Origin of the sequence: Nonomuraea basaltis (genome assembly GCF_005893125.1) — a bacterium.
Classification (GTDB): domain Bacteria; phylum Actinomycetota; class Actinomycetes; order Streptosporangiales; family Streptosporangiaceae; genus Nonomuraea; species Nonomuraea basaltis.
Window position 1 is genome coordinate 78,436 of record NZ_VCJS01000012.1, and the last position, 16,307, is coordinate 94,742.

At 69.0% G+C, this 16,307-nt stretch carries 14 protein-coding genes and 1 pseudogene; 8 read left to right on the forward strand and 7 right to left on the reverse strand.

All coding sequences use genetic code 11. The features are described 5' to 3' along the window. The first annotated feature begins 64 nt into the window (after nucleotides 1–64). The gene (gene acnA / locus EJK15_RS08225) at nucleotides 65–2,797 is read left to right on the forward strand and encodes an aconitate hydratase AcnA (RefSeq protein ID WP_138709770.1); all 2,733 of its coding nucleotides are present in this window, start codon (nucleotides 65–67) and stop codon (nucleotides 2,795–2,797) included. A gap of 164 nt (nucleotides 2,798–2,961) precedes the next feature. On the opposite strand, the pseudogene EJK15_RS08230 reads toward acnA, so the two are convergent. From EJK15_RS08230 to EJK15_RS08240, 3 genes and pseudogenes are all read right to left on the reverse strand, one after another. Beyond that, nucleotides 2,962–3,246: pseudogene (locus tag EJK15_RS08230) on the reverse strand (neutral zinc metallopeptidase); the annotation flags it as partial. A gap of 253 nt (nucleotides 3,247–3,499) precedes the next feature. Beyond that, nucleotides 3,500–3,832 (reverse strand): type II toxin-antitoxin system PemK/MazF family toxin, encoded by a 333-nt coding sequence (locus EJK15_RS08235; RefSeq protein WP_138709772.1) that lies wholly within the window; start codon nucleotides 3,830–3,832, stop codon nucleotides 3,500–3,502. Further along, nucleotides 3,813–4,043, reverse strand: a complete 231-nt coding sequence (locus EJK15_RS08240) for a hypothetical protein (RefSeq protein WP_138709773.1) — start codon at nucleotides 4,041–4,043, stop codon at nucleotides 3,813–3,815. The genes EJK15_RS08235 and EJK15_RS08240 overlap by 20 nt, the downstream gene beginning before the upstream one ends. Nucleotides 4,044–4,233: 190 nt before the next feature. Between EJK15_RS08240 and EJK15_RS08245 the strand changes: the two genes are divergently transcribed. From EJK15_RS08245 to EJK15_RS08265, 5 genes are all read left to right on the forward strand, one after another. Then, entirely contained in the window at nucleotides 4,234–4,965 is a 732-nt protein-coding gene (locus EJK15_RS08245; RefSeq protein ID WP_240776833.1) for a sulfite exporter TauE/SafE family protein, read from the forward strand. Nucleotides 4,966–5,132: 167 nt separating this feature from the next. Beyond that, the gene (locus EJK15_RS08250) at nucleotides 5,133–6,242 is read left to right on the forward strand and encodes a sugar ABC transporter substrate-binding protein (protein ID WP_138709774.1); all 1,110 of its coding nucleotides are present in this window, start codon (nucleotides 5,133–5,135) and stop codon (nucleotides 6,240–6,242) included. 57 nt (nucleotides 6,243–6,299) lie between these two features. Continuing rightward, nucleotides 6,300–7,064, forward strand: a complete 765-nt coding sequence (locus EJK15_RS08255; RefSeq protein ID WP_138709775.1) for an ATP-binding cassette domain-containing protein — start codon at nucleotides 6,300–6,302, stop codon at nucleotides 7,062–7,064. Further along, the gene (locus EJK15_RS08260; RefSeq protein ID WP_138709776.1) at nucleotides 7,061–8,323 is read left to right on the forward strand and encodes a sugar ABC transporter permease; all 1,263 of its coding nucleotides are present in this window, start codon (nucleotides 7,061–7,063) and stop codon (nucleotides 8,321–8,323) included. Before EJK15_RS08255 ends, EJK15_RS08260 begins: the two co-directional genes overlap by 4 nt. A 35-nt stretch (nucleotides 8,324–8,358) precedes the next feature. Then, nucleotides 8,359–9,564, forward strand: coding sequence for an ROK family transcriptional regulator (locus EJK15_RS08265; RefSeq protein ID WP_138709777.1), 1,206 nt, complete (start codon nucleotides 8,359–8,361; stop codon nucleotides 9,562–9,564). Here the strand turns inward: EJK15_RS08265 and EJK15_RS08270 are convergent. From EJK15_RS08270 to EJK15_RS08280, 3 genes are read right to left on the reverse strand one after another with little or no spacing between them, the layout of a single operon-like run. Beyond that, a complete protein-coding gene (locus EJK15_RS08270) occupies nucleotides 9,561–10,310 on the reverse strand; it encodes a neutral zinc metallopeptidase (RefSeq protein WP_138709778.1) in 750 nt (249 codons plus the stop codon). The two genes, EJK15_RS08265 and EJK15_RS08270, sit on opposite strands and share 4 nt — an antisense overlap. A 36-nt stretch (nucleotides 10,311–10,346) precedes the next feature. Further along, nucleotides 10,347–11,159 carry a neutral zinc metallopeptidase gene (locus EJK15_RS08275; protein ID WP_138709779.1) on the reverse strand — a complete coding sequence of 271 codons (813 nt, stop codon included), beginning with the start codon at nucleotides 11,157–11,159 and terminating at the stop codon, nucleotides 10,347–10,349. A 56-nt stretch (nucleotides 11,160–11,215) separates the two neighbouring features. Further along, nucleotides 11,216–12,064, reverse strand: coding sequence for a neutral zinc metallopeptidase (locus EJK15_RS08280; RefSeq protein ID WP_240776834.1), 849 nt, complete (start codon nucleotides 12,062–12,064; stop codon nucleotides 11,216–11,218). Nucleotides 12,065–12,232: 168 nt separating this feature from the next. On the opposite strand from EJK15_RS08280, the gene dxs reads away from it, so the two are divergent. Continuing rightward, on the forward strand, nucleotides 12,233–14,125 hold the full coding sequence (gene dxs, locus EJK15_RS08285) for a 1-deoxy-D-xylulose-5-phosphate synthase (RefSeq protein WP_138709812.1): 1,893 nt from the start codon (nucleotides 12,233–12,235) through the stop codon (nucleotides 14,123–14,125). Here the strand turns inward: dxs and EJK15_RS08290 are convergent. Further along, nucleotides 14,088–14,708, reverse strand: coding sequence for a DedA family protein (locus tag EJK15_RS08290; RefSeq protein WP_138709780.1), 621 nt, complete (start codon nucleotides 14,706–14,708; stop codon nucleotides 14,088–14,090). The two genes, dxs and EJK15_RS08290, sit on opposite strands and share 38 nt — an antisense overlap. Nucleotides 14,709–14,810: 102 nt before the next feature. On the opposite strand from EJK15_RS08290, the gene EJK15_RS08295 reads away from it, so the two are divergent. Next, complete coding sequence (locus EJK15_RS08295; protein WP_138709781.1) at nucleotides 14,811–16,283, forward strand: amino acid permease; 1,473 nt, start codon at nucleotides 14,811–14,813, stop codon at nucleotides 16,281–16,283. Nucleotides 16,284–16,307: the final 24 nt, after the last annotated feature.

Consider the following 16,307-nt stretch of genomic DNA (forward strand, 5'->3'; position numbering starts at 1 on the left):
TGTCGCTTGGGCTGTGCGGCAGGATTTGGTCTGAACACTTGTCTGATGGAGGAGGCGAATCACCGTGTCCGCGAACAGCTTCGGCAGCCGTGACACGCTACGCGTCGGCGACGCGTCGTACGAGATTTTCCGGCTGGATGCCGTCGAGGGCGCCGCACGCCTCCCGTACAGCCTGAAGATCCTGCTGGAGAACCTCCTCCGCACCGAGGACGGCGCCAACATCACCGCCGACCACATCCGTGCGCTGGGGACCTGGGACCCGAACGCGGCGCCGAGCGTGGAGATCCAGTTCACGCCCGCGCGCGTCATCATGCAGGACTTCACCGGCGTGCCCTGCGTGGTCGACCTGGCCACCATGCGCGAGGCCGTCCGCGACCTCGGCGGCGACGCCTCCCGGATCAACCCGCTCGCGCCCGCCGAGATGGTCATCGACCACTCCGTGATCGTCGACTTCTTCGGTCACCCGGACGCCTTCCAGCGCAACGTCGAGCGCGAGTACGAGCGCAACCGCGAGCGCTACCAGTTCCTGCGCTGGGGCCAGACCGCCTTCGACGAGTTCAAGGTCGTCCCGCCCGGCACCGGCATCGTCCACCAGGTCAACATCGAGCACCTGGCCCGGGTCGTCATGACCCGCGACGGGAAGGCGTACCCCGACACCTGCGTCGGCACCGACTCCCACACCACCATGGAGAACGGCATCGGCGTCCTGGGCTGGGGCGTCGGCGGCATCGAGGCCGAGGCCGCGATGCTCGGCCAGCCGATCTCCATGCTGATCCCGCGCGTGGTCGGCTTCAAGCTCAGCGGCCAGCTCCCGGCCGGCGCCACCGCCACCGACCTGGTCCTGACGATCACCGAGATCCTGCGCAAGCACGGCGTGGTCGGCAAGTTCGTGGAGTTCTACGGCGAGGGCGTCTCGTCCGTGCCGCTGGCCGACCGGGCCACGATCGGCAACATGAGCCCCGAGTTCGGCTCCACCTGCGCGATCTTCCCGATCGACGGCCAGACCGTCGACTACCTGCGCCTGACCGGCCGCAGCGAGGAGCAGATCGCCCTCGTCGAGGCGTACGCCAAGGCCCAGGGCCTCTGGCTCGACCCCTCCGCGCCCGAGCCGGCGTTCTCCGAGTACATCGAGCTCGACCTCGCCACCATCGTCCCGTCGATCGCCGGCCCGAAGCGCCCGCAGGACCGCATCGCGCTGTCGGCCGCCAAGGCCACCTGGCGCCACGACGTGCAGAACTACGTGGACGACGACGGCGTCGACGAGGAGAGCGAGGAGTCGTTCCCGGCGTCCGACTCTCCCGCCTCCAACGCCCGCGCCGACGGCGGCCGGCCGCACAAGCCGGTCCCGGTCACGCTGGCCGACGGCACGTCGTTCGAGATCGACCACGGCATCGTCTCCATCGCCGCGATCACCTCGTGCACCAACACCTCCAACCCGTACGTCATGCTCGGCGCGGCGCTGCTGGCCCGCAACGCCGTCGACAAGGGCCTGACCCGCAAGCCTTGGGTCAAGACCTCGCTGGCCCCCGGCTCCCAGGTCGTCACCGGCTACTTCGAGCGCTCCGGGCTCCAGCCGTACCTCGACAAGATCGGCTTCAACCTCGTCGGCTACGGCTGCACCACCTGCATCGGCAACTCGGGACCGCTCCTTCCGGAAATTTCCGAGGCCATCCAGGCCAACGACCTGGCCGTCACGGCCGTGCTGTCCGGCAACCGGAACTTCGAGGGCCGCATCAACCCCGACGTCAAGATGAACTACCTGGCCTCGCCGCCGCTCGTGGTCGCGTACGCGCTGGCCGGGACCATGGACCTCGACCTCGACACCGAGCCGCTCGGCCTCGGCAACGACGGCAAGCCGGTCTACCTGCGCGACATCTGGCCGTCGCCGGAGGAGATCTCCGCGGTGGTCAACTCCTCCATCGGGCGCGACATGTTCGAGCGCGACTACGCCGACGTGTTCAAGGGCGACGACCTCTGGCGCTCGCTGCCGATCCCGACCGGCGACACCTTCGAGTGGGACCCGTCCTCGACGTACGTCCGCAAGGCCCCGTACTTCGACGGCATGCCCCCGCAGCCCGAGCCCGTGACCGACATTTCCGGCGCCCGCGTGCTGGTCAAGGTCGGCGACTCGGTCACCACCGACCACATCTCGCCGGCCGGATCCATCAAGGCCGGCACCCCGGCGGCGCAATACCTGCAGGCCAACGGGGTCGAGGTCAAGGACTTCAACTCCTACGGCTCGCGGCGCGGCAACCACGAGGTGATGATCAGGGGCACGTTCGCCAACATCCGGCTGCGCAACCAGATCGCCCCCGGCACCGAGGGCGGCTACACCCGCGACTTCGCCCAGCCCGACGGGCCGGTGTCGTTCATCTACGACGCCTCCGTCAACTACGCCGCCGCCGGGACGCCGCTGGTGGTGCTGGCGGGCAAGGAGTACGGCTCGGGCTCCTCGCGCGACTGGGCGGCCAAGGGCACGGCACTGCTGGGCGTCCGCGCGGTCATCGCGGAGTCGTACGAGCGGATCCACCGCTCCAACCTCATCGGCATGGGCGTGCTCCCGCTGCAGTTCCCCGAGGGCGCCTCGGCCGCGTCGCTGGGGCTGACGGGCGAGGAGACGTTCGACTTCACGGGCGTCGAGGAGCTCAACAAGGGCGGCATCCCGCAGACGGTGCACGTCAGGGCGGGCGACGTCGAGTTCGACGCGGTGGTGCGCATCGACACGCCCGGCGAGGCCGACTACTACCGGCACGGCGGCATCATGCAGTACGTGCTGCGCTCGCTGCTCGCCAAGTGATTTTCCCGCCTCCACCCGGTCATGAGCCGGGCGGGGGCCGGGGACCCTGGCTGCTTCGCTGAGCCGGGGGCAGGGCGCGATCCTTACGCGCCCGCATCGGGGGAATCACCCGACACCCGAAGAGCCGCCCGGAGGGACAACCCCCGCCGGGCGGCTCTTTGCCGTCAGGCGACCTTGGTGGCAGGCGCAGACCAGGTGTCGCAGGCGGCGGGGGAGACGGCCTGGTAGCCCCGCTTGAGCCAGGAGACCCGGCCGGCGCGCTTGCCATGGCTGCGGTAATCGTCATCGCCGCCGCTGGCCCGGGTGGCGTCGACCAGTGCCGCCCAGTCGGGCTCGGCACGTGCCAGGGAGCCCCACACGCTGCCCAGGAACACGCCGGACAGGCAGTCGGCCTGGAGCTCGTAGCGGCGCTGCAGCTCGTCCTGGTGGGCGTGGCCGGCGCGGCCCCGGGCCTCGGAGGCGCGCCGAACGCCGACGCAGCCAACGACTTATCCAGACATTTCACGACCGTCTCGAGAACGGATTCTTGACGGGGGCGGCCTGGGCGCTCCGGGCGGGTAAGCAGGCGATCGCCAGGATTACGACGAGGGCGAGAGCGCGCTTGATCGGGAGGGAATGCACGGTCGGCAGCTTAATGAGTGGTGGCATGTGGCACGATGAGCATGCCACCCGGCGAAGCGCTATTTCGCCGGGCGGCAACACTCATATCATCCGCATGAGCACGCTGACCGCTTCGGTGACCACCTCGTCGGGCGCGTTGCCGACGAAGAAGTCGAACCTGTCCGGTGAGATGGCGCGGACTTGCTCGATCATCGCCCAGCTCGGCTTGGCCAGCCCGGTGTCGCCGCGCCCCATGCGGACATGCGTGGGATATCCGCGCTCGCGGGTCGTCAGCGGGACTGCCAGGACGAGACCCAGCTTCGATCGGTTGAAGCTGTCGTTGCTGAGGATCAGGGCGGGACGGTCGAAGCCTTGCTCGCGCCCTGTCGGGCTGCCGAACCGGGTGAACCAGATCTCACCTTGCGTTAGTTTCATCCTTCTCCTCGGGGAATGTGACCAAGCCCTCCCACTCGGGAGCTATGCGGCGGGAGCGCGGTCGGGGGCCCAGGACGAGCTCACGCTCTGCGAGGTAGTCGGCCCAGCCCTCCGGATCCTCTCGCTGCGTCCGCTCGACCTGCTCGTTGACCTCTTGCCAGAACTGCTTGTGTTCGTAGTCCTCGATGGCGTCGTTAAGCACCTCGGTCATGGTCCGGCCCTCCTGTCGGGCGATCCGGGCTAGTCGATCTCTTGTCTTGACGCTGACGCGTATAGTCGTTGCTTTAGGCTTCATCGTCATACTCCGCAGGCTACGTCCGCGTCTAAGGGAACACTACACCGCTTCGGTCACGCTTGCAGTATGAATGGCAACAGAGAGTAAAGATGGTTGACTCTCGTCCATGACTAATACGGCATTGGTGCTGATCCTCGGTGGTCTGGCGGTTTTCGTCGGTGCGATCGTCCAAGGCGGTGTGGGTTTCGGCCTGGGCTTGGTGGCGGCCCCCGTGCTCACGATGCTCCACCCCGACCTCATGCCGGGCGCCATCCAGGTCGTCAATATGACGTTACCGCTGTTCACGCTGGCCGCGGAGTGGCGCAAGGTGGACTGGCGCGGGCTCGGCTTCGCGGTGCTCGGCAGGATCCCCGGAAGCGTTCTCGGCGCACTCGTTATTGTCTACGTTTCTGTCTACGCCCGGGGCGTCTTCGTGGCCATCATGGTGCTCATCGCCGTGGGTCTGACGGCCAGGGCCTTGAGTGTGCCGCGCAACGGCGTGACCGTCACCGCGGCCGGGTTCGTGTCGGGCGTCACCGGCACCGCCACGGGCATCGGCGGGCCGCCGATCGCGCTGGTCTACCAGAACGCCAAGGGGCCGCAGATCCGGGCGACACTGGCGATGTTCTTCTTCCTGAGCGCCGCCCAGTCGCTGGCCATCCTCGCCGTGGTGGACGAGTTGCCGGCCCAGGCGCTGACGACGGGGGCGATCCTCATCGCGCCCATGGTGCTGGGTTTCCTGGTGTCGGGGCCGCTGCGGCGCTATCTCGACGGCGGCAAGGTGCGCGTGGCGGTCCTGGCCGTGGCGGCCACCTCCGCCGTGGCGCTGATCGTACAGAACGTGATCATGCCTACGTGAGCGGGTGGGTGACGGGCGGGAGTCGGGGAGATTGAGGTGGCGTTTCTGGATTGTTACCCGAAACAACAAACTCCCGGGCACAAGGCTCTTCCAAAGCAGGCCATCCCGGAATACGTTGCCGCAAACAACATTCATCCGGGCCCCTCCGGAAGAAAGGACCCTGCATCATGCGCAAGGGGATCCTCAGCCTGACCGCCGCGGCAGCCGCGCTCGCCCTCGGTCTCACCGCCTGCGGGGGCGATAGCGGTCAGACCACGTCGACGTCGTCCGCCACGGCCACAGCGGCCCAGGCGGGCAAGATCGGTGTCATCCTGCCGGACAGCAAGTCCTCGGCCCGGTGGGAGACGGCGGACCGCAAGTACCTGGAAGAGGCGTTCAAGGCCGCCGGCGTCCAGTACGACATCCAGAACGCCCAGAACGACAAGACGGCGTTCCAGACCATCGCCGACCAGATGATCACGAACGGCGCCACCGTTCTGATGATCGTCAATCTGGACAGTGGCACCGGTAAGACGGTCATCGACAAGGCCAGGTCCCAGGGCGTGGCCACGATCGACTACGACCGGCTGACGCTGGGCGGCGGCGCCGCCTACTACGTCAGCTTCGACAACACCAAGGTCGGCACGCTGCAAGGCGAGGGCCTGACCAAGTGCCTGACCGACAAGAAGGCCGAGAAGCCGATCGTGGCGTACCTGAACGGTTCGCCCACGGACAACAACGCCACCCTGTTCAAGGCCGGGTATGACGGGGTGCTCAAGCCCAAGTTCGACTCCGGCGACTACGTCAAGGGCCCCGAGCAGTCGGTGCCCGACTGGGACAACACCCAGGCCGGGACGCTGTTCGAGCAGATGCTGACCGAGCAGCCGAAGATCGCCGGTGTGCTGGCCGCCAACGACGGCCTGGGCAACGCCGCCATCACCGTGCTGAAGAAGAACAACCTCAACGGCAAGGTGCCCGTCACCGGCCAGGACGCCACAGTCCAGGGCCTGCAGAACATCCTCGCGGGTGACCAGTGCATGACGGTCTACAAGGCGGTCAAGAAGGAGGCCGACGCCGCGGCCAAGCTGGCGGTGGCGCTGGCCAAGGGCGAGAAGCCGACGGCGAGCTCCAGCGTCAAGGACCCGGAGACCGGTCAGGACGTGCCCTCCGAGCTGATGGAGCCGCAGGCCATCTACATCGACAACGTCAAGGACGTGGTGGCCGACGGTTACGTCACCAAGGAGGAACTGTGCACCGGTGACTTCGCCGAGAAGTGCACCGAGGCAGGAATCCAGTAGAGCCGGTGGGGTACGGTCCGCGCCACGAGCGCGGCCGTACCCCCTTTAGGGAGCGTCATGACCCCCCTCCTTGAAGTGCGCGGGATCGACAAGAGCTTCGGTCCGGTGAAAGTCCTGCACAATGTCGAGTTCTCCGCGTACCCCGGCGAGGTCACAGCGCTCGTCGGTGACAACGGCGCGGGCAAGTCGACGCTGGTCAAGTGCGTCGGCGGGATCTACCCGATCGACGACGGCCAGATCTTCTTCGACGGCCGCCCGGTCCAGGTCCACTCTCCCCGCGACGCGGGCGAGCTGGGGATCGAGATCGTCTACCAGGACCTGGCGCTGTGCGACAACCTCGACATCGTCCAGAACATGTTCCTCGGCAGGGAGCGCAAGACCGGCATCCTGCTCGACGAGGACAGCATGGAGGAGCTGGCCGAGCAGACGCTCAGCAGCTTGTCCGTGCGTACGGTGAAGTCCATCAGGCAGCAGGTCTCCAGCCTGTCCGGCGGGCAGCGGCAGACCGTCGCCATCGCCAAGGCCGTGCTGTGGAACAGCAAGGTCGTCATCCTCGACGAGCCGACCGCGGCGCTGGGCGTCGCCCAGACCGCGCAGGTGCTGGAGCTGGTGCGCAGGCTGGCCGACACCGGCCTGGCCGTCGTCCTCATCTCGCACAACATGAACGACGTGTTCGCCGTCTCCGACCGGATCGCGGCGCTCTACCTCGGCAGGATGGCCGCCCAGGTCAAGACCGCCGACGTGACGCACCCGCAGGTCGTCGAACTGATCACCTCAGGCCGTAGCGGGGATCTCGGCCTCAAGAACGGGGTCACCCCATGAGCAAGGTCAAGGAACTCCCCGGCGAGGCCATCGTCGCCGCGACGCAGGCCCCGTCGATCAACAACAGCTTCCGCGCCTACATCCAGCGGATCCGCGGCGGCGACATGGGGGCGCTGCCCGCCGTGCTCGGCCTGGTCGTGCTCTGCACGGTCTTCGCCGTGGCCCGTCCCTCCTTCCTCACGGCGATCAACTTCGCCAACCTGTTCACCCAGGGCGCCGCGATCACGCTCATCGCGATGGGCCTGGTGTTCGTCCTGCTGCTCGGCGAGATCGACCTGTCGGCCGGCTTCGCCAGCGGCGTGTGCGCGGCGGTGCTCGCCGTCACGCTCACGAACCTGGGCCTGCCGTGGTACGTGTGCGCGCTGGCCGCGATCATCACCGGCGTGATCATCGGCACCGTGCTCGGCACGCTGGTGGCCAAGGTGGGCATCCCGTCGTTCGTCGTGACGCTCGCCGCGTTCCTCGCCTTCCAGGGCCTGGTCCTGGTGCTGGTGGACGAGGGCACGAACATCTCCATCAGGGACAGCGTGATCGTCGCGATCGCGAACCGGAACCTGCCGCCCTGGCTCGGCTGGGCGGCCTATGCCGGGTGTGTGGCGATCTACGCGGGCGTGCAACTGCTGCGGGCCAGGAAGCGCGCCAAGCGCGGGCTGGTGGCCGACCCGCTGTCGCTGATCGCCTTCCGCGTCGGCGCGCTGGCGGTCCTGGCCGGGCTCGCGGTGTTCGCGCTCAACCTGGAGCGCAGCCGCAACCCGGTGCTCGTCTCGCTGACCGGGGTGCCGATCGTGATCCCCGTCATCCTGGTGCTGCTGGTCGTGTGGACGCTGATCCTGCGCCGCACCGCGTTCGGGCGCCACCTCTACGCGGTCGGCGGGAACACCGAGGCCGCCCGCCGGGCGGGCATCCCGGTGGACCGGATCAAGATCAGCGCGTTCGTGATCTGCTCCTCGATGGCCGCGATCGGCGGCATCGTCGCCGCGTCCAGGGCCAGCTCCGTCGACCCGAACACGGGCGGCAGCTCCGTCCTGCTGTACGCGGTCGGCGCGGCGGTCATCGGCGGCACCAGCCTGTTCGGCGGGAAGGGCCGGGTGCTCGACGCCGTGCTCGGCGGCGCCGTGGTGGCCGTGATCGAGAACGGCATGGGTCTGATGGGGTACGGCGCGAGCGTAAAATACCTGGTCACAGGGTCTGTACTGCTGCTCGCCGCGGGCGTGGACGCCCTGGCGCGCAAGCGGGCGGCTGCCGCTGGTTTAAGGTGATCAGCGACTCACAGCCCCTGAAGGAACCCCAGACGATGCGTGCCGGCCCCTCTCAAGAGGACATCAGGCGCCACAACCTCGGCGCGCTGCTTCGCCATGTCCATCTGGGCGGGCCGATCTCGCGCGCCGAGCTGACCTCGAAGATGGGGCTCAACCGCAGCACGATCATGGCGCTGACCTCAGACCTCACCGCCGCCGGGCTGGTGCGCGAGGAGCTGCCCCGCGAGACCGGCCGCGCGGGGCGGCCCTCGCTCGTGGTGCGTCCGGAGTCGTCGCGGGTCTACGTGTTCGCCTTCGACGTGGGTCCCGACCGGCTCGCGGTCGCCCGCGTGGGGCTGGGCGGGGTGATCCTCGACCGCCGGGAGTCGGCCCGGGAGCGCGGCGCGTTCAAGCTGGACGAGCTGACCGGCACGCTGGGCGGGTTCGCCCGCCAGATGCGGCGCAAGACCAGGAACGACACGGTCTGCGTGGGCGCGGCGGCGGCCGTGTCCGGCGGCGTGCGCAAGGCCGACGGCGTGGTCATGTTCGGCCCCAACCTGAAGGCGGAGGAGGTGCCGTTCGGCGAGGAGCTGGGCCGCAAGCTGGGCCTGGGGCTGCCGGTCAGCGTGGGCAACGACGCCAACCTGGCCGCCCTGGCCGAGCACAGCCGCGGCGTGGGGGCCGCCGTCAGGGACCTCATCTACCTGCACGGCGACGTGGGGATCGGCGGCGGGATCATCGCGGGCGGCCACCTGCTCGGCGGGCACGACGGCTACGGGGGCGAGGTCGGCCACATGGTCGTCAACCCGGACGGCCGCGCGTGCGGCTGCGGCTCGCACGGCTGCCTGGAGGCCGAGGTGGGGGAGCGGGCGCTGCTGGAGTCGGCCGGCAGGTTCGGGGCGGGGCAGCACGGGCGCGACGCGGTGCGGGCCGTGGTCGAGGCCGCCGACCGGGGGGACATCGTCGCGCAGGAGGCGCTCAGCAGGGTCGGCGACTGGCTGGGGCTGGGCGTGGCGAACCTGGTGAACATCTTCAACCCGGAAATGGTGATCTTCGGGGGGATGCTGCGCGAGATCTATCTGGGATCGGCGGCGCAGGTGCGCACGCAGCTGACGTTGCACGCCATGGCGCCGCAGCGGGAGCGGCTGCGGTTGCGCACATCGGCGCTCGGGGACGCCGCCACGCTGGTGGGCGCGGCCGAGTTGGCCTTCGCCCACGTCCTGGCCGATCCCCTTGAGGTCCTGGCCAGGGCCAACGCCTAGGTGACCTTGGTCTTCTTCGCCGTCCACGTGTTGCAGAAGCCGGTGGCCCCGCCGCGGTAGCCGCGGTCCTGCCAGAACGCCAGGTTCTTCGGCTTGCCGTGGATCTCGCTCTCGTCCGCCCCGCGTACCGCGTCGATCCACTCCTCCCACTCGATGCCGGGATTGATGGACTCCAGCGTGGCGCTGTAGAAGACGCCCGCATAGCACTCGGCCTGCATCTCCAGCCGGTGGCTGAGCGTGGTCCGGGCGCTGCCGGAGGCGGGCCAGTAGAGCGCGTTCTGCGCGCCCAGCACGCCGGTGAGCTGCTGCACGTGGTGCCCCCACTCGTGGGCGACGGAGTGCGCGATGTTCATCCTGAACGGGTCCCGCAGGTCCTGCTTCGTGATGCGGATGGCGATCGTGCGCTGCTCCGGGCAGTAGTGGGCGCCGCTGCTGGAGATCTTCCCGCAGACGGAGTCCGTACCCGTCGTGACCGTCACCTCGGGCGGGCTGTAGGTGAGCCCGGCGGCGGCGAACCTGCCGGTCCAGAAGCGGTCCGCGCACCTGGCCATCGCCCGGTGGAACGACGTGAGCGAGGCCGCGGCGCCCACCCGGATCGGGGGGATGGCGCACGTCAGGCGGGGCGCGTCACCGCCCATCACGTCCGACAGCCCCGTCTGCGCGGTGCCCGGCGCGGCGAAGGCGGGCCCGGATGAGAGGAGACCCGCGATCATGCACGCAGCAACCGCTACGAGAAGAATGCGCACGATCGCGGATCATAGATCAGTTAGAGGGGATTTGTACTAGGACACCTGGGACTTGGGCGCCTTCCAGGTGTTGCAGCCGCCCGCCGACTCGGTGTCGAAGCCGCGCTTGAGCCACCGCCCGATGTTGGCCGCGCTGCCGTGCGTCTGCTCGCCCCAGCCCTTCACCTTCACGCCGATGGCCGACAGGTCGAGGCCGGTGCCGCCGTGCTTGACGATGTAGTCGAACTCGGTCTGGCGGCGATCGAGCGAGTGCCACACGTTGCCGATGAACACCCCGGCCAGGCACTCGGCCTGGAGTTCGAAGCGGCGCACCGCGTCGAGGAAGGTGGCCTCGCTTTTGCCGCTGTAGCCGCCCATGGCCTTGAACATGCCCGTGAGCTGCTGGATGTGGTGGCCGTACTCGTGGGCGATGACCACCATCGGGAGCAGGTCCCCCGGCTCTTCGACGAGGCCCGGGGTGACCAGGAAGGTGATCTTGTTGTTCAGTGAGCAGTACAGCGCCTGTGCGCCCGCCGGGTATCCGCCACAGCCGGTCGGCGCGCCGATCTTGGTGATCACCTGGAACTTGGGCTTGCTGAAGGCGAAACCGGCCTTCTTGATCTTGGGCTCCCAAGCGGCGTTGAGACAGTCGAGGACGGCGTCCAGATAACCCCTGACCTCGTCCACGCTCCCGGACTCGAGCTTCTGCTCCTCGCAGGTCTCGAGACCGAGCTTGCCCGTCTTGTAGATCGGGCTCTTCGCCAGGGCCGGCTTGTACGCCGGAGCGGAGACGGTGGCCGCATGGGCCGTGCCGGCGAACAGCACGGTCGCCAGGGCGCCCGCCATGAGCGCCAATCGGGAGATACGCATGAGAAGGCACCCTATTGAAGAGGGAGCTCCAGGTAAAGAAAGATTAAAGCGTGGCGTCAGGTGACATTCCGGGAAGCTGTGGACCAGGTGTTGCAGGAGCCCGGAGTGCCGCGATTGAAGCCCCGCGTCATCCACGCCGCCTGCGTCGGGCCCCTGCCGTGGTCGTTCTGCGGCCAGCCCTTGGCGCCGTTCCTCCTGAACCAGTCCACCGTGTACGCCCAGTCCGCGCCGGTGACGAGCGGAGTGTCTCGCATCGTGCTCATGAAGACCGAGGAGAAGCACTCGGCCTGCAGTTCGGATTTGCGCGAGAGCAGCAGCCGCTGGGCCTTGCCCGCCCCGGTCCTGGCCGTCCAGTAGTAGGTCCAGATGCCGGAGATCTGCTGGATGTGGTGGCCGTACTCATGGGCGATCAGGCGCGTGATGCCCAGCGGGAACGGGTTGCGCAGCTGGTCCCGGCTGATCATCAGGTACATCGTGCGGTCGGTGGAGCAGTAGACGCCGTCGGCGCCGGTGTTCCACATGCCGCAGGGCGTCTTGACCTTGCTGGTGATGATGCGCAGCCGCGGCTTGGCGAACGGCATCCCGGCCTTGCGGAACTGGGCGCCCCACGCCTTGTTCAGGCAGTTCGTCACGCGGGTCAGGAAGCGCCGGTACGCGGTCATGCTGCCGGCGGGCAGGGCGCCGGGCGCGCAGTTCACGTCGGCGAGCCGCCCGGTCCGGTAGAGCGGATTCGCCGTCGCGAGCGCCTTGCCGGGCACGGGCGCCCGCTTCTTGTCGGCGGCCTTGGCCGGCGGGGAGACGATCTGCTGGGCCTCGTTGACCGGCCCCGTCGACGTCGTGGCCACGTCGGCCAGCACGAGCACCAGACCCGCCGCCGCCAGGGCGAGAGCCAGCAGGGCGATCACGAGTGCTATGAGCTTACTTATGGGGACGGAGTTCATAGGTACCGAAAGACTAGGTCAAGATCGGACATATGTGGGTGGGATTGACTCGATGGAGTCAGTGAGGCGTCCGCGAACTAGACTCTGGGAATCGGCTTACAAGAGCAGAGGGGAGTCGGATCCGTGAGCGGGTTGCTGGGCTCGGTAAAGGGACCGCACGACGTCAAACGGCTGGCTGTCGAGGAGCTGCCGCGGCTCGCGGGGGAGATCCGTGACCTGCTCGTCGACTCGTGCGCGAGGTTCGGCGGCCATCTGGGGCCCAATCTCGGCGTGGTGGAGCTCACCATCGCCATGCACCGCGTCTTCGACTCCCCGCGCGACCCCATCGTGTGGGACACCGGTCACCAGGCCTACGTGCACAAGCTGCTGACCGGCCGGGTCGCCGGCTTCGAGGCGCTCAAGCAGGAGGGCGGCCTGTCGGGTTACCCCAGCCAGGCCGAGTCCGAGCACGACTTCGTGGAAAACTCCCACGCCTCGACCGCGCTGTCCTACGCCGACGGCCTGGCCAAGGCGTTCAAGCTGCGCGGCGACCACGACCGCACGGTCGTCGCGGTGATCGGCGACGGCGCCCTGACCGGCGGCATGGCCTGGGAGGCGCTCAACAACATCGCCGCCGCCAAGGACCTGCCGATCGTGATGGTGGTCAACGACAACGGGCGCTCCTACTCGCCCACGATCGGCGGGCTGGCCTCCCACCTGTCCTCGCTGCGGGTCAACCGCCGCTACGAGGACATGCTCGAATATGTCAAGGACAAGATCGGCAACGTCCCCGTCCTCTACGACGCGCTGCACGGCTTCAAGAAGGGCGTCAAGGACGTGCTGGCGCCGCAGGCCATGTTCGAGGACCTCGGGCTGAAATACGTCGGCCCCATCGACGGCCACGACGAGCAGGCCATGGAGGCGGCCCTGCGCAAGGCCCGCGGCTTCCGCGGCCCGGTCATCGTGCACGCCCTCACCCAGAAGGGCCGCGGCTACTCGCCCGCGGAGAACCACGACGAGGACCAGTTCCACTCGCCGGGCGCCTTCGACCGGGCCACCGGCGCGGAGAAGCCCAGGCCGCGCATCTGGACCAACGTGTTCAGCGAGGAGCTCGTCAGGCTCGGCAAGGAGCGCGACGACCTGGTCGGGATCACCGCGGCCATGCTGCACCCGACGGGGCTCAACGCGTTCGCCGAGGCCTACCCCGAGCGCGTCTACGACGTCGGCATCGCCGAGCAGCACGCGCTGACCAGCGCCGCCGGGCTGGCCCTCGGCGGCATGCACCCGGTCGTGGCCGTCTACGCCACGTTCCTCAACCGGGCCTTCGACCAACTCCTCATGGACGTCGCCCTGCACCGGCTGCCGGTCACCGTCGTTCTCGACCGGGCGGGCGTCACGGGCGACGACGGCGCCAGCCACAACGGCATGTGGGACCTGTCCATCCTCCAGGTCGTGCCCGGCCTCAGGATCGCGGTGCCGCGCGACGGAGACCGGCTGAGCGAGCTGCTGCGCGAGGCCGTGGAGGTCACCGACGGCCCGACCGTGCTGCGCTTCCCCAAGGGCCCGGTCGCCGAGCCGATCGAGCCGGTCGGCAAGCTGGGCGAGATGGACCTGCTGCGCGCCCCTGAGGGGGAGCCCGGGGGCGGCCCCGACGTGCTGCTGGTCGGCGTCGGCCCGATGGCGCAGGTGTGCATGGACGCGGCCGTCATGCTCGACGCCCAGGGCATCTCGGCCACCGTGGTCGACCCGCGCTGGGTCAAGCCGCTGGACGAGGCGCTCGTGCTGGCCGCCGGCGCGCACAAGCTGGTGGCGGTCGTGGAGGACAACGGCCGCGTCGGCGGCGTGGGCGACGCCGTGGCCCGCCTGCTGCGCGACGCCGACGTCGACGTGCCCGTCCGCACGTACGGCATCCCGCAGGAGTTCCTCGGCCACGCCAAGCGGGCCACGATCCTCGGCAGGATCGGCCTGACCGGCCAGGACCTCGCCCGCCAGGTCACCGAGGCGGTCGCTAAGCGGACCTCCCCCGTGGAGCCCGCCCGCCGTTGACGACCCTGCGGACCGCGGCGCTGATCGCCACCACGAGGATCACCGCCGCGGCCGCCACCGGCAGCAGCCACTCGGCGCGCTGCCGCGCAACGCCGCCCGCGACCGCGCCGAGCGTGACGTACACGCTCACCCACGCCGTGCTGCCGGCCATCGCCCACGGCATGAACCTGCGGTACGGCATCCCGACCGTGCCCGCGACGGCCGGCGTCAGCGCGTGCAGCACCGGCAGGAAGTACGCCAGCGCCAGCGCCCACCCCTTGCGCTCGAACAACCGCTCGGCCCGCACCCACCGCGCCTCGCCGACGCGCCGCCCCAGCCTGCTGTACCGCAGCCGGTCGCCATAGTGACGGCCCAGGAAGTGGCCACCCGAGGCGCCCGCGAAACAGGCCAGCATGCCCGCGCCGATCAGCGCCAGCGCCTCCGCCGGGCTGTCCGCGGAGGCGCCCGCGACGAGCAGCAGGGTGTCGCCCGGGGTGATCAGGCCGACCCCGACCGAGGCGTCCAGCGTCAAGAAGACCAGCAAGAGCGCCAGCACCATTCCGAGGTCTTGCCTCGCCAGCGTGTCGAGCAGACCATTAGTCATGATTTCAGCCTGATACCCCGATTGCGGAACATCATCGGGAAGGTCCCTGAACGATCCCTGACAAAGGAATGATCACCAAGGGTGTGGGAAGGATCGCTGACCGTGGACATCTTTCGCACGAAGACCGTCGAACAGTCGATCCGCGACACTGAAGCCCCCGAGCACCAGCTGCGAAAGCGTCTGAGCGCCGTGGACCTCACGGTCTTCGGCATCGGTGTGATCGTCGGCACCGGTATCTTCGTGCTCACGGGGCAGGTCGCCAAGGAGCTGTCGGGCCCGGCGGTGGCGATCTCGTTCGTCATCGCCGGCGTCGTCTGCGGGCTGGCTGCCCTGTGCTACGCCGAGTTCGCCTCCACGATCCCGGTGGCCGGGTCCGCGTACACCTTCTCCTTCGCCACCCTGGGCGAGTTCCCCGCCTGGGTGATCGGCTGGGACCTGCTGCTGGAGCTGGCGCTGGCCGCGGCCGTGGTGTCGGTCGGCTGGTCGGGCTATTTCGCCTCGATGCTGAACTCCATCGGCATCCCGCTGCCCGCCGCGATCGCCGGCGAGGATCCCGTGGTCAACGTCCCCGCCATCCTCATCGTCGCCATCCTCACCACGATCCTGGTCGCCGGCATCAAGCTGTCCTCGCGGGTGAACCTCATCCTGGTGATCACGAAGCTCGCCGTGGTGCTGCTGGTCATCGTGGCCGGGCTGTTCTTCGTCCGGGCCGCCAACTACACGCCGTTCATCCCCGAGGCGGTGCCCACGGCGCGCGTGGAAGGGCTGAACGCGCCGCTGATCCAGCTGCTGTTCGGGATCACGCCCGTCGCGTTCGGCTGGATCGGCGTCTTCTCCGCGGCGGCGATCGTGTTCTTCGCCTTCATCGGCTTCGACATCGTGGCCACCGCCGCCGAGGAGACCATCGAGCCGCAGCGGGACGTGCCGCGCGGCATCCTCGGCTCGCTGGCCATCTGCACGTTCCTGTACGTCGCCGTCTCCCTGGTCGTCGTCGGCATGCAGCGCTACACCCAGCTCAGCACCGCGGCCCCGCTCTCCGACGCGTTCACCTCGGTCGGCCACCCGTGGCTGGCCACGATCATCAGTGTGGGTGCGATCGCCGGCCTGACCACCGTGGTGCTCGTGCTGCTGCTGGGCCAGACCCGGGTGCTGTTCGCGATGTCGCGCGACGGGCTGATGCCCCGCAAGCTGGCGAAGGTCCATCCCCACTTCGGCACGCCGGCCAGGCTCACCATCGTGATCGGCGTGGTGACGATGGCGCTGGCCGGGTTCGTGTCGTTCGGAGAGCTGGCCGAGCTGGTGAACATCGGCACGCTCTTCGCGTTCGTGGTGGTCTCGGCCGGCGTGGTCGTGCTCAGGCGCACCCGCCCGGACCTGCCGCGGGCGTTCCGTACGCCGCTCGTGCCGCTGCTGCCGATCCTGTCCGTGCTGGCCTGCCTCTACCTGATGCTCAACCTGCCGGTGGAGACCTGGCTGCGGTTCGTGATCTGGATGGTCATCGGCGTGGTCTTCTACTTCGGCTACGGCTACCGGCACAGCAGGAGCGTGGCGCCCCTGCCGAAGGCCACCCGCTGAGGGGTGGGCGGTAGCCCACCCCTC